The 13,360-nt window shown below is 39.4% G+C and carries 12 protein-coding genes; 2 read left to right on the top strand and 10 right to left on the bottom strand.

Features of this window, described 5'->3' with window-relative positions; translation table 11 throughout:
* Nucleotides 1-40 precede the first annotated feature (40 nt).
* From H5058_RS08400 to thrS, 10 genes are all read right to left on the bottom strand, one after another.
* On the bottom strand, nt 41-865 hold the full coding sequence (locus H5058_RS08400; RefSeq protein WP_182677644.1) for a LytTR family DNA-binding domain-containing protein: 825 nt from the start codon (nt 863-865) through the stop codon (nt 41-43).
* Complete coding sequence (locus H5058_RS08395; protein WP_011328084.1) at nt 865-1,935, bottom strand: sensor histidine kinase; 1,071 nt, start codon at nt 1,933-1,935, stop codon at nt 865-867. Before H5058_RS08395 ends, H5058_RS08400 begins: the two co-directional genes overlap by 1 nt.
* Before the next feature lie 195 nt (nt 1,936-2,130).
* The gene (locus H5058_RS08390; RefSeq protein ID WP_011328083.1) at nt 2,131-3,687 is read right to left on the bottom strand and encodes a SulP family inorganic anion transporter; all 1,557 of its coding nucleotides are present in this window, start codon (nt 3,685-3,687) and stop codon (nt 2,131-2,133) included.
* Nucleotides 3,688-3,818: 131 nt separating this feature from the next.
* Nucleotides 3,819-4,277: an Lrp/AsnC family transcriptional regulator gene (locus H5058_RS08385; RefSeq protein WP_011328082.1), complete on the bottom strand. Its 459-nt coding sequence runs from the start codon at nt 4,275-4,277 to the stop codon at nt 3,819-3,821.
* 94 nt (nt 4,278-4,371) lie between these two features.
* Nucleotides 4,372-5,013 (bottom strand): MBL fold metallo-hydrolase, encoded by a 642-nt coding sequence (locus H5058_RS08380; protein ID WP_182677642.1) that lies wholly within the window; start codon nt 5,011-5,013, stop codon nt 4,372-4,374.
* A gap of 1 nt (nt 5,014) precedes the next feature.
* Nucleotides 5,015-6,832: a M14 family metallopeptidase gene (locus H5058_RS08375; RefSeq protein WP_086996030.1), complete on the bottom strand. Its 1,818-nt coding sequence runs from the start codon at nt 6,830-6,832 to the stop codon at nt 5,015-5,017.
* A 273-nt stretch (nt 6,833-7,105) separates the two neighbouring features.
* Nucleotides 7,106-7,468, bottom strand: coding sequence for a 50S ribosomal protein L20 (gene rplT / locus H5058_RS08370; RefSeq protein ID WP_011328079.1), 363 nt, complete (start codon nt 7,466-7,468; stop codon nt 7,106-7,108).
* Nucleotides 7,469-7,483: 15 nt separating this feature from the next.
* Nucleotides 7,484-7,684 (bottom strand): 50S ribosomal protein L35, encoded by a 201-nt coding sequence (gene rpmI / locus H5058_RS08365; RefSeq protein WP_004587840.1) that lies wholly within the window; start codon nt 7,682-7,684, stop codon nt 7,484-7,486.
* Between the two features lie 211 nt (nt 7,685-7,895).
* A complete protein-coding gene (gene infC / locus H5058_RS08360; protein WP_080516827.1) occupies nt 7,896-8,456 on the bottom strand; it encodes a translation initiation factor IF-3 in 561 nt (186 codons plus the stop codon).
* A gap of 61 nt (nt 8,457-8,517) precedes the next feature.
* Nucleotides 8,518-10,428 (bottom strand): threonine--tRNA ligase, encoded by a 1,911-nt coding sequence (thrS, locus tag H5058_RS08355; RefSeq protein ID WP_089368226.1) that lies wholly within the window; start codon nt 10,426-10,428, stop codon nt 8,518-8,520.
* 382 nt (nt 10,429-10,810) lie between these two features.
* On the opposite strand from thrS, the gene H5058_RS08350 reads away from it, so the two are divergent.
* Both H5058_RS08350 and H5058_RS08345 read left to right on the top strand, forming a co-directional pair.
* The gene (locus tag H5058_RS08350; RefSeq protein WP_011328076.1) at nt 10,811-11,257 is read left to right on the top strand and encodes a DUF3010 family protein; all 447 of its coding nucleotides are present in this window, start codon (nt 10,811-10,813) and stop codon (nt 11,255-11,257) included.
* 182 nt (nt 11,258-11,439) lie between these two features.
* Nucleotides 11,440-13,173: an AMP-binding protein gene (locus H5058_RS08345; RefSeq protein WP_182677639.1), complete on the top strand. Its 1,734-nt coding sequence runs from the start codon at nt 11,440-11,442 to the stop codon at nt 13,171-13,173.
* Nucleotides 13,174-13,360 lie beyond the last annotated feature (187 nt).

Below are 13,360 nucleotides of genomic sequence, written 5' to 3'. Positions count from 1 at the left end.
CGCTTTTTTTGTATCTACTCTGCAATCACTAACTGAAATATTAACTCGCTAATGCTGCTTTTACTTTATCGCGGTAGCTACGGCTTACTTTAAGCTCTTGACCGTTTTCAAGTACTAATAAATATTCACCACTTACTTGAGTGACCAATTTACTGATTTGTTTAGTATTTACAATTGCACTGCGATGCACGCGTACAAACAACTGCGGATCAAGCTCTTGTTCAAGCTCTTTCATGGTTTTACGTAATATATGCGTTTGCCCATCTTGGCAATGTAGGCACATATAATCACCCGCAGCATCAACCCATTGAATAGTAACAACTGGTACACGAATTATTTCGCCCTGCTCTTTTACGGCAAGCGACTCTGGGTAACGTCTATCCGTTAATGTGTCGCCTGTGGCTAATTTTTTAAGTATTTCTTCGCAATTATTACCAGTGATCCCAGCGACAAAGCTTGCTAGTTTTTTCTTATGGGCGTTGTCTTGCTGCGTTTTTAAATAAGTATGCACTTTTTCTACCGCCTGCTTAAGTCTGTTGTCATCAACGGGTTTTAAAATGTAATCTAAAGCATGTATTTCAAATGCTTTAACTGCAAACTGATCAAAAGCAGTAACAAAAACAATAGCTGGTAATACTCGTGTACTTTCGCTTAACGCGCGTGCAACTTCAAAACCGTTCATACCAGGCATTTGAATATCTAAAAAAATGAGATCTATTTTTTGATTTTTACATGTTTCAATCGCATCGGCACCGGAACTACATTGTTTGATCACTTCAATGTCAGCAAACTCTTCAAGCCTTACAGCTAAGCCTCTACGTGCTAACGGCTCATCATCAACTATAAGTGTTTTTATTTTTATCATTACTTTACTGCCTTCTCAAACGGTACTCGCAGATTAACTTTTAATCCACTTGGCGTATTATGCGATAATACAAACGAATAATTATTTTCGTAGAGCGTTTTTAATCTATCCTTGGTATTTGCAACGCCTACACCTTGAGCATTTACCAACTGACCATTAATTAGTTCTGTTCCTGGTCCATTATCACCTACTTCAAGTAATAATTCATTAGCAAACACTTGCGCCTTAATATCTATTACACCGCCCTCTACTAAGTGTGCAATTGCATACTTAATCGCATTTTCTATAATAGGTTGTAAAATCAAGCTCGGCACTAATGCCTGCTTTGCTTGCTCACTAATTTCTATATTTACTTTTAAGCGTTCATCAAACCGCACTCGCTCTATTTCTAAATAAAGCATTAAGGCATGTAACTCTTGCTCTAGCGGCACTTTTTTAATTGGATCTGTATTAAGTGTATAACGTAAAAAGTCGCTTAATTTTGACACCATTAAATTAGCATCTTTGTTCTCTTTTACCAAAATTAATGTAGAAATAGCATTGAGGGTATTAAATAAAAAGTGCGGATTTAACTGATACCTAAGCATTTTTAATTGAGCTTCGTGCGCCATGGTAGTGGCTTTTAGTGCTTTTTGACGCTCACTTTGTAATAGCTGGTAATACTTAACGCCAAAGTATAAACCACTCCAACATAAAATTATGTATACCGAATCTAAGCCTTGCTGCAGGTAGTAAAACCATTCTTCTGGCCGATAGCCATGGCGGTATATTTCCCATAAATTAAATTTTTGTACCACAGCCCATAAAGTGCCCGTAATATACGACGCGCTAAATACAACCAGCATTAATACCCAAGGTGAAGCATGCCAAATTTTTCGGTAAATATAGCGCAGCGGCACTGTCATTAAACAGCCTGCGTAGGCATTTAATAAAATAACAAATACGTAAATATCGCGCATTTCAAATACTTTAGAGCCGATATAATTTACCAAGGCGTAACCAATCCAGCCTGCTACTTGCAAGAGCCAAAAAAAACGCTGTCTGTTATCAATCAAAGATTGCCAATTCAAAATAAATTATTACCCTGTGTATTTGTCACTATTATATCGAGTTATGTAAACGCTTAGCACTACCAACCATCTTGCTTTTTAAGAGCCTTGCCGCAAACAGGTATTGATCGCATCTATTGTTACGCATAAAAAAGCGAAAGGAATAAACCTTTCGCTTTTAACGTATTTATTTACTAAATTATTGCTTAATTTAAATTAAGCAAGCTTATCAGATACCACTTTATAGGTTGGATCTTCAATTACATTAACTTGAACTAAATCGCGTGCTTTATGCAGCAGTTGCGTACAGTCTTTACTTAAGTGTCGTAGGTGTAATTTTTTGCCTGCTTTTTTATATTTATCAGCTAAGCTGTCAATTGCCTCAATGGCACTGTGATCGGCCACACGACTATATTTAAATTCAATAATAATATCGTTAGGGTCGTTCTTTACATCAAATAATTCAACAAAGTTTTTAACCGAACCAAAAAACAGCGGTCCATGTAATTCATATACTTTAGCACCTTGTTCATCAATATAGTTGGTTGTGTATATATGCTTTGCATGCTGCCAAGCAAATACCAATGCCGATACAATCACACCCACACACACTGCAATGGCTAAGTCGGTAATAACGGTAACACCCGACACTAATACAATTACAAATGCATCAGACAGTGGTACACGCTTCATCATTTTAAAGCTTGCCCATTCAAAAGTACCCAACACCACCATAAACATCACACCAACCAAAGCAGCCAGTGGGATCATTTCAATTAAACCTGAGGCAAAAATAATAAACGCAAGTAATATTAGCGCAGCACTAATGCCCGATAAACGCGAACGCCCACCTGAGTTAATATTGATCATTGACTGACCTATCATGGCACAACCGCCCATAGCACCAAACATGCCACAGGTAATATTTGCAGCGCCTTGGCCTATACATTCTTTGTTACTATGCCCACGCGTTTCTGTTATTTCGTCAATTAGGCTCAGCGTTAATAAAGACTCAATTAAACCAATTGCCGCTAAAATAAGTGCATAAGGAAAAATAATAATAAAAGTATCTAGGGTAAATGGCACCATAGGAATATGAAATTCAGGTAAACCGCCAGCAATCGTTACCGCTTCATCGCCGGTCATCCCTTTTAGGAAATCAAGTACAGTGTGCGCTTCTAAATCAAAGCCAATAACCAAGGCTGTAACTGTTACAATAGCAACTAACGACGATGGGATTGCTGTAGTTAATTTAGGTAAAAAATGAATAATAGCCATGGTTAGTGCCACTAACCCCAACATAATATACAGAGGATTCCCTGTCATCCATTGCTGACCGCCCATGCCATCGGGAACTTTAAACTGCCCCAACTGAGCTAAGAATATAACGATGGCTAAGCCGTTCACAAAGCCAAGCATAACCGGATGCGGCACCATACGAATAAACTTTCCGAGCTTAAAAACTCCAGCCAGTATTTGCAGTATGCCCATTAGCAGCACAGTGGCAAATAAATATTCAACCCCATGATCAAATACTAAACTTACCATAACAACAGCTAAGGCACCGGTTGCGCCAGAAATCATGCCAGGGCGACCACCGAAAATAGCCGTAATTAAACCAACGATAAACGCGGCATAGAGTCCAACTAAAGGTTCTACATTTGCAACAAAGGCAAACGCAACAGCTTCTGGGACCAAGGCTAATGCCACGGTTAATCCAGATAGGATATCGTTTTTAGCAGAGCTTGGCGCTTTGCTGAGTAAGTTAAACATTGAGTTCCTCAAGTGTTTTATGGACGGGTAACAAAAAAAGCGCTGAATTCTATCAAATTAGCGCCCAGTTAACAATTGTCAGTAGGGCATTAACGCTAAGCAATAAGTACTTAGCGTTAATAGATATTTGGTTACAGAGGTAGAGCGGTACTGCGTTTAACGCAAGTCATGGTCACATTAGAATGTACTTCTTGAACGTACTCTAAGCTAAGCAAGTTATCACGTACAAAGTGCTCATAGCCCTCAATACCTTGTGAAATAATACGCAGCATAAAGTCCATGGTGCCTGCCATAGTGTAACATTCAGTTACTTGATCGTAACTCAATATTAGTTTTTCAAATTCAGCAAGATTCTTTTTACCATGGTTCGATAAACGCACGTGAGCATAAACCAGCATATCAAAGCCCAGCTTTTTCTCATCTAAAAGTGCAACTTTACTTTTTATGTAACCATCTTGCTCTAGCTTAGCAATACGGCGCCAACAAGGAGATTGCGACAAACCTACTTTATCTGCTATTTCAGCGGTTGATAAACTAGCATCTTGCTGCAAAAGTGCCAAAATTTGGCGATCTACGTGATTTAGAGACATTTTATTTCTTATTTATCAGATAAACTGGCTAAATTATACATGTGTTTTAAAAAACAGTCTGCTTGTTTTTGGCAAAAAAATTATTTACTCAGCATTAACCAAACTGCCCACTTATAAAAGGATTGTTCTGTTTTTCGTAGCCTACGTTTGTATCGCTGCCATGCCCTGCAAGTATCCGGGTATTATCGGGGAGCGTCATTATTTGCGTTTTAATTGAGGTAATTAACTGCTGAGCATCTCCTTTTGGGAAATCCGTGCGCCCTACTGAGCCTTTAAATATTACATCACCCACAATAACACACTGCTGTTGTGGCTGATAAAACACCACATGACCAGGAGTATGCCCAGGGCAATGCCTTACGATAAAGTTCAACTCCCCAACGCATATTATATCGTCGTGTGCTAGCCACTCATCTGGATAAAAAGCAGTAACCGCTGCAAAACCAAACATTTGTGCTTGCATTGGTAAATTTTCAAACCAAAAGTGCTCATCTTTATGTGGGCCAATTATTTTTACGCTATAGGTATTACGCAAGGCATCAGCCGCACCAACATGATCTAAATGGCCATGCGTTAACCAAATTGCTGTTAACGTTAAATCGTGCTGTTTTAATGCCGCCACAATCTTGTTGTAATCGCCACCTGGGTCTACTACCACAGCTTGTTTGCTTTGCGAGCATGCAATAATGCGACAGTTTTGTGCAAAAGTAGTAACGGGTATTGTAATTATATGCATCTTAAATTTCTTTATCTTTTTGCTCAGCAAGTACAATGTCTTCTTCAAAAGACATTAATATTGGATATTTTAAATAAGCTTGATCGTAAAATGGGCTCTGCTCATATAACCAATTTAAGCGCGCATCGGCATCTTTGGCAAATACCTTATCGTCATTAATCTTTTTATCGAACGCGAGCGCTAATTTAGGATTATTTTTGAGCATTTGGCGGGCATAAGGAATTAATGCATAGTTTTCCATGTACTCAGTACGCTGAAAAATAGTATTAAATTCGCCCCACGCAAAAAATGAGTCAGGCGCTTCGGGGTGTAATAAATGCACCGCCAACTCGCCTGCTTTTTGCTGCGTGTTCACTTGATACCAGCCATTTAAATCAACATTAATTGCAGCAACATAATCAAAGTTTGCCGAGACTCTAAATCGCCCTTCAAAGGGGGCTTTATCAAAAGTGTAATCTTTTACTTTCGCTACTTTTAATGGTTGAGTATTTACCCCTTCAAGCTGAGTAAGCTCCACACCATGCAATTTAAGTTTTGCTACAAGGTCGCTATACACTGGCGGAATAAAGAATGCTTTAGGTACTTCAACTGTATGCAGCACCTCTTTTTGCCAATAAATAGGAAGATTAGTGTAGTCTTGCTTATTACCTAAATATTTAACTTCTACTTGTCCAGAAAGTGCATTTTGTTCTCGCGCGTAACTTATGCCTTTAAATTCTATTTCGTTTGCTTGCTCAGCATAGCCGCGCTTAACACTAAGTTGTTTAGGAATAAATGCTTGCTCTTTTTTTACCGCAGCTAATAGTTCATTACTATGCTCAGCAAGCGCACTTATTGCGCCATCTAAAAACACATACGTCCCCAAAACTCGTTGTTTATAGGGTTTTAATGAATGGTTTTCAACGAGAATGGTCGGTAATGACTTTAAGTCTCCCCAGCCGTTAGAGTATCTTGGCGTAGCCACCCAACCCGCTAGGCCACTTTTAAACTCGCGCTTGTCCATAACAAATACCAGTGGTCCTGGTATATGTCCTTGCGATACCAGCTTTTCATCTATTAAAGGTTTAAAAAGTTGATTGAGTGTATCTGATACCGCCGGCGACTCGCTAGCAAACACCGGATTGTAGCCATAGGTTACATCGTATTGATAATCTGCACCGTCGGTTACATGTACATCAATATACAAATTAGGGTTGTAGTCGTTAATTACTTTTAAAACACTTTTAATTTCTGGTGTATCGAGTTTAGTAAAATCACGATTTAAATTTAGATTATTGCCATTGGTTCTAAAGCCCATTTTTACCGGACCGCGCTGATTAATACGGTTAAATGCACTACTGCGCTCGTGGCCATCTACGTTTAAAATAGGAATAAATAAAATATTAACGTTTTTTAATATATCGCGGCGCTTACCTGTTGCTATATCTCTGAGCAACATAAACATGGCATCTTTACCGTCAATTTCTCCGCCATGAATACCGGCTTGAACAAAAATGGTTGGTTTAGTATCGTTTGCTATTTGACTGGCTTGAAAATACCCTTGCTCGCTGGCAATCAACATTTTTATAGCCCGTTGGCTATTGCTGTAACCAATTGTTTGAGCTTTAAATTGCGTTGGGTTCGCAGCAACCAGTCTGTCTACAAAAGCCATCGTCTCGGCATAACTTGGTGATGCTTCACCAGAGGAAAGTTCAAAGTCAGTGGTCAGTGGACCTGCTTTTTGCATTAGGGATATGCTTTGCCCTTGCCATGGCAACAAAGGAGGTAAATGGCTGTCATACGCCACACTAGCTGATAAAACCAATAAACTTGCAAACATAAAATTCTCTAACAAACGCCTTAATTAAATAAATTATATCAATTAAACATTTTTATATGATGAAAGTGCGGTGATTCAACAAAAAAAAGCAGCCAATAACATTTAGCACTTTGTTTGTGTTTAGCGAATTATTAAGGGGAACAATAAATTTACTAAAATTCAATATACTATACAGTTTATACTAATGATAAAAGCAAACTGCGGAATAATTACTATACGCCGAACACAAAAAAAGGAGCCATAGGCTCCTTTTTAATACTTATATAAAAAAGCTTAAGCGGCCGCTAGGCCTTCTTTTGCTTTTTCAACAAGCGCTGCGAATGCAACTTGGTCATAAACAGCGATATCTGCAAGGATCTTACGATCGATTTCTACAGATGTCTTTTTAAGACCACTGATAAAACGGCTGTAAGACAGACCATTTTGACGTGAAGCAGCATTGATACGTGCAATCCATAATTGACGGAAAGTACGTTTCTTCGCACGACGGTCACGGTAAGCGTATTGACCCGCTTTAGTAACAGCCTGGAAAGCTACACGGTAAACACGTGAACGTGCTCCGTAATAACCTTTTGCTTGTTTTAAAACTTTTTTGTGACGTGCACGTGCGACAACGCCGCGTTTAACTCTTGCCATTTCTAAAAACCCCTATTAAGCGAACGGTAACATACGTGAAACTAGACCATGGTCATTTTTATGAACCATCATCTTAGGACGTAGGTGTAACTTACGCTTAGAAGTTTTCTTAGTCAGAATATGACGAAGATGCGCTTGTTTACGCTTGAAACCGCCAGAAGCAGTCTTTTTGAAACGCTTAGCTGCGCCTCTGTGACTTTTTAGCTTATAAGCCATTGCAATAACTCCAAATTGTATTGCATTTAAATTAGTAAGCAGGCGTGAGATATATTGCTATAGCTCCACTTTCAGGCCTAACTTACTGCCATGTTCCGGTGAAAACCCAGCATAAATGCTGCAATCTTACTTTAAACCGGTTAACTCAGGTGAATATTTACATATTACTTGCAGACCTGAGCTATTTTCGGTGCGTATTATCGCTTAAAAATTATTTTTTAGCAACAGGCGCCATCATCATAACCATTTGGCGACCTTCAACGCGATTAGGGAAAGACTCAACAACTGCAAGCTCCTCCAAATCGCCTTTGATACGGTTTAATAATTCTATACCAATTTCTTGGTGAGCCATTTCACGACCACGGAAGCGAATCGTAATTTTAGCTTTATCGCCAGCTTCTAAGAACTTACGTAAGTTGCGCAGCTTAACCTGATAATCACCTTCATCCGTACCAGGACGGAATTTGATTTCTTTTATCTGGATTTGCTTTTGCTTCTTCTTCTGCTCTTTTAGTTCTTTGCTTTTTTCAAAGATGAACTTACCGTAGTCCATGATTCTACAAACAGGCGGCTCAGCGTTCGGGCTAATCTCTACAAGATCAACACCCGCTGCATCAGCCATAGTTTGCGCGTCTTTTAATGACTGAATTCCAGCTTGCTCGCCGTCAATGTCAATTAAGCGAACTTCTTGAGCTGTAATTTCTTCGTTAATACGATTTTTTTGGGCTGTTTGTTGCCCTTTCTTGCCGCCTCTAATAGTACGTTCCTCCAAGAATATCAATAATAGTAAGCGTGTAATTGGCTGTTTGTAAATGCCTTACACGCTCGATTTTTTATTGTCGACTTTTTATCTCTTCGCTAATTTTAGCTACAAAGTCATCAACATTAAATTTGCCAAGGTCTTCACCTGTGCGGGTACGTACTGCTACTTCTTGTTGTTCAACTTCTTTATCGCCAACAACAAGTAAGTAAGGAATACGCTTAAGTGTATGCTCTCGGATTTTAAAGCCAATCTTCTCATTTCTCAAGTCAGCAGTGGCTCTAATTCCAAGTTTATTTAATTTTTGTACAACTTCTTTAACATAATCGGCTTGTTTATCGGTAATATTCATAATTACCACTTGCTTTGGCGCAAGCCACGTAGGGAATAAACCAGCGTATTCTTCAGTTAAAATACCAATAAAGCGTTCAATAGAACCTAAAATAGCACGATGTATCATAACTGGGGTGCGGCGTTCGTTATTTTCAGCAACATAAGTTGCGCCTAAACGACCCGGTAATGCAAAGTCTAGTTGCACTGTACCACATTGCCACGCTCTGTCTAAACAATCGTACAAAGTAAATTCAATTTTAGGGCCGTAAAATGCGCCTTCACCTGGTAGGTAATCAAATTCAATCTCGTTTAGTTTAAGTGCTTCGGCTAATGCCAGCTCTGCTTTATCCCACATATGGTCTTCACCAATACGTTGCTCTGGACGTGTTGAGAGCTTAACCACGATTTTTTCAAAACCGAATGTCTCATATGTATCATAAACCATCTTAATACACGCTGAAACTTCGTCCATTATCTGCTCTTCGGTACAGAAAATGTGCGCATCATCTTGGGTAAAGCCACGTACACGCATTAAGCCATGTAGTGCACCCGATGGCTCGTTACGATGACAACAACCAAACTCAGCCATACGTAGTGGTAAATCGCGGTACGATTTTAAACCTTGATTAAATATTTGTACGTGACCTGGGCAGTTCATTGGTTTAATCGCGTATTCGCGCTTTTCAGATACTGTGGTAAACATAGCATCTGCATATTTTTCCCAGTGACCTGATTTTTCCCATAACGAACGATCCATCATCATTGGACCTTTTACTTCTTCGTAATCGTATTCACGTAGTTTTTCACGCACAAACTCTTCAAGCTCACGGTAAATGCTCCAACCATCGTTGTGCCAAAATACCATACCTGGCGCTTCTTCTTGCCAATGCCATAAATCAAGTGCTTTACCAATACGGCGGTGATCACGCTTTTCAGCTTCTTCAAGGCGTTTTAAATACGCTTTAAGTTGCTTTTTATCGCCCCACGCTGTGCCGTAAATGCGTTGTAGCATTTTGTTTTCTGAATCACCACGCCAATATGCACCCGCTACTTTCATTATTTTGAAGTTTTGGCAAAATTTCATGTTAGGTACGTGAGGGCCACGACACATGTCTACATATTCTTCGTGATGATATAACCCTGGACGGTCATCTTTAGCGATATTTTCATCCAAAATTTCTATTTTGTATGTTTCACCACGCGCTGCAAATACATCGCGTGCTTCTTGCCAGCTTACGGTTTTTTTAACTACATCGTAGTTTGTTTTAGCAAGTTGCAACATACGCTTTTCAATCGCGTCAAGATCATCTTGAGATAACGACTGTTCCATATCAATATCGTAATAAAAGCCGTTATCAATAGTAGGACCAATTGCCATTTTTGCATCTGGGAAAAGCTGCTTAACCGCATGCCCAATTAAGTGTGCACACGAGTGACGAATAATTTCTAAGCCGTCGTCGTCTTTTGCGGTGATGATTTCAAGGCGCGAATCTTCACTTATTAGGTCACATGCATCAACACGCTCGCCATTAACACGGCCAGCAATGGTCGCTTTAGCGAGTCCTGGGCCAATATCGTTGGCAACATCTAGCGTACTTACTGGGTTTTCAAAACTACGTTGACTTCCGTCAGGGAGAGTAATAACTGGCATTATAAATCCTTGCTACAGTGGTGACACCTACAATGTATCACGTGTATTTTTTAAATTAATTAAATGAGAATGACTCGACAACGCTCTTACGAATAAGCATTGACTATTTTTCGCCAAATTTGGCTAATGTAGATGCTGAGTCTGCTCAACTACAAAAAAGATATTGTCGCGTGCAACGCTACTAATTACAAGTTTAAAGCGGCTAAAACACCTGCTATTTTGTTATAAAGGCTAAATTAATAATGTTTCGGCGCAGATTTTATTGCATCAATATAATAAATCTAATCGCCGTTAAATTTACAACTGACTTAAGTGCTTACTCTCGCAATTTAATGGATGTTGCGTATAATACTGGGTAATTAAGTTATATTAGAGAATAGTAATGAGAACATGTGGTGTAGATATTACCGGTAGTGATGTACTACTTTGTATTTTAAGTAAAGATAATGACGTATTTGATATTCGCGACGTGCGCCAAACACGCTTTACCTTAGGTAACGGTAACGACACAGAAGTAATGCGTAAGTTTCAGTTTGATTTTGCCAAGCTAATGCAAGATTACCAAATTGATTCTGTTGCAATACGTCAACGTGCTCCAAAAGGTAAATTTGCTGGTAGTGCTAATGGTTTTAAAATGGAAACCGCGATTCAGCTAATCGAAAACCTTGATGTAAAATTATTTACAACAACCGAAATTAAAGAGCAAGTTAAACGCAACCCTATCCCCATTGATTTTGAGGATACCGGTCTTAAAAAGTATCAAGAAAATGCTTTTGTAAACGCTTACGTTTATATTATGAAAAAAACTTACCGCAGCGACGAAATGTAACCTCATTTAGTCGTTGCTAAAAGCGCGTACTTACAGTGTAAGGCGCGTTTTTTTTGCTTTATTTTTGCTTATTTCATTTTCAGCAACAAACCTAAGACATTAGTCTACCCCCCTTCCCTTTGTCGACAATATATGTTTATTTATCATTCAAGCAATTCATATCTACTGATACGGAGAATGACATGAATGTAACAACAAAAGCGGTTAAAGAAATAGAAAAAATAAACCCTATGCCGCTATTGCAGAGTTATTTTAAAGGAATACAAAGCACCCCATTAACCAAACAAACCATAGGTGACTACTTCGACAGCATTGTCGACAATACCCCCGACGCATTAGCCGTGGTTGTGCACCATCAAAACATTCGCTTGAGCTATAAAGAATTTCAGCATCAAGTTAATCAATTAGCCATGGGTTTACTTGCACTGGGTATTAAGCCTGGAGAAAGAGTAGGTATTTGGTCACCAAATAACATCCAATGGTGTTTAACTCAGTTCGCCACCGCTAAAATTGGCGCAATTATGGTCTGTGTAAACCCAGCTTATCGCCCCAGCGAATTGCAGTACGCTTTAAACAGCGTTGAGTGCACCACCTTAATTACTGCTTCCGAATTTAAAGGCAGCAACTATCTGCAAATGCTACAAAGTTTGGCGCCAGAGCTAGCAGAGTGCGAAAAAGGTCAGCTTAATGCCGCTGCTCTTCCCACGCTTAAAAACGTAATTAGAATTGGTGATGAAGCAAGCTCTGGCATGTTTTCATTCGCTGAAGTAACCGCACTTGCAACTCAAGAGCATAAACAGCAGTTAGATTCAGTCGCCGCAACTCTTAATTGCAATCAAGATATCAATATTCAATTTACGTCTGGCACCACTGGCAACCCCAAAGGGGCAACGCTTACCCACAAAAACATTTTAAATAATGCGTTATTTGTTGGTGAAGCCATGCACATTACCAATAAAGATAAAATATGCATACCTGTGCCACTTTATCATTGCTTTGGTATGGTACTTGGCAGTTTAGTGTCTATGAGCAAAGGGGCTACAGCAGTTTATCCTGGGGATGCATTTGATCCAAAAACAACTCTCGAAGTAGTACAAAATGAGGGCTGTACAGCACTGCATGGTGTACCGACCATGTTTATTAGTGAGCTTGAATTAAGTAACTTTAATGATTACGACTTAAGTACATTACGCACTGGTGTAATGGCCGGCTCTACCTGCCCAGAGCAAGTAATGCGCAAAGTACAAACTTTAATGAATATGCACGAAGTAGTTATTGCATATGGCCAAACTGAGTGTAGCCCTATTAATAATATTACTGAAACCGACTCATCAATTGAGCGCCAAGTAACCACAGTAGGCCGTGCATTAGCGCATACCGAAGTTAAAATAATTGACGAGCTAGGTAATATTCAACCCGTAGGGCAATCGGGTGAAGTATGTAGTCGCGGTGCAGGTATTATGCGCTGCTACTGGAACGATGAAGAAAAAACCAAAGCGACTATAGATCAAGATGGTTGGCTGCATTCTGGCGACTTAGGGGTAATGGACAGTGAGGGCTTTGTTAGTATTGTTGGCCGCATTAAAGACATGATAATTCGCGGCGGCGAAAATATTTATCCCCGCGAAATAGAAGAAGTGCTTTATACCTACCCAGGTGTTCAAGATGCCGCTATATTTGGTATTAGCGACGAAAAATACGGTGAAGAAGTATGCGCCTGGATCCAACCAAAAGAAGATGCGGTTTTAGATGAAGAGCAAATACGGTTATTTTTAAAAGACAAATTGGCTTACTTTAAAGTGCCTCGCCATATTCGTTTTGTTGAAAATTACCCTATGACGGTAACCGGTAAACTGCAAAAGTTTAAAATGCGCGAACAAATGCAAGAAGAGTTAGCAGAAAAAGCATTTTCATAATTATCAACTTTAACAAAGCGCAGCCTAAAACAGGCTGCGCTATTATTATAGCAAACGTGCACTAACTAACCTGAGCTCCGGATAATAAACTTATCTCAAGCAGCTGTTTTCAGCGCTAACTGCGTTGAATTTACTTGCAATAGGCCAGCTATTGACGCGTAAATTCGCCTTGTTTTCACTGAAAACC

Origin of the sequence: Pseudoalteromonas sp. SR45-4, from assembly GCF_014163535.1 — a bacterium.
Classification (GTDB): domain Bacteria; phylum Pseudomonadota; class Gammaproteobacteria; order Enterobacterales; family Alteromonadaceae; genus Pseudoalteromonas; species Pseudoalteromonas nigrifaciens.
This window is presented reverse-complemented; position numbering and strand designations above follow the sequence as displayed.

Bases quoted from the DNA above. Each gene is read 5' to 3' on its own strand.
- H5058_RS08400 (WP_182677644.1), bottom strand. From the start codon at position 865: ATGATAAAAATAAAAACACTTATAGTTGATGATGAGCCGTTAGCACGT.
- H5058_RS08390 (WP_011328083.1), bottom strand. From the start codon at position 3,687: ATGTTTAACTTACTCAGCAAAGCGCCAAGCTCTGCTAAAAACGATATC.
- H5058_RS08385 (WP_011328082.1), bottom strand. From the start codon at position 4,277: ATGTCTCTAAATCACGTAGATCGCCAAATTTTGGCACTTTTGCAGCAA.
- H5058_RS08380 (WP_182677642.1), bottom strand. From the start codon at position 5,013: ATGCATATAATTACAATACCCGTTACTACTTTTGCACAAAACTGTCGC.
- H5058_RS08375 (WP_086996030.1), bottom strand. From the start codon at position 6,832: ATGTTTGCAAGTTTATTGGTTTTATCAGCTAGTGTGGCGTATGACAGC.
- rplT (WP_011328079.1), bottom strand. From the start codon at position 7,468: ATGGCAAGAGTTAAACGCGGCGTTGTCGCACGTGCACGTCACAAAAAA.
- rpmI (WP_004587840.1), bottom strand. From the start codon at position 7,684: ATGGCTTATAAGCTAAAAAGTCACAGAGGCGCAGCTAAGCGTTTCAAA.
- thrS (WP_089368226.1), bottom strand. From the start codon at position 10,428: ATGCCAGTTATTACTCTCCCTGACGGAAGTCAACGTAGTTTTGAAAAC.
- H5058_RS08350 (WP_011328076.1), top strand. From the start codon at position 10,811: ATGAGAACATGTGGTGTAGATATTACCGGTAGTGATGTACTACTTTGT.
- H5058_RS08345 (WP_182677639.1), top strand. From the start codon at position 11,440: ATGAATGTAACAACAAAAGCGGTTAAAGAAATAGAAAAAATAAACCCT.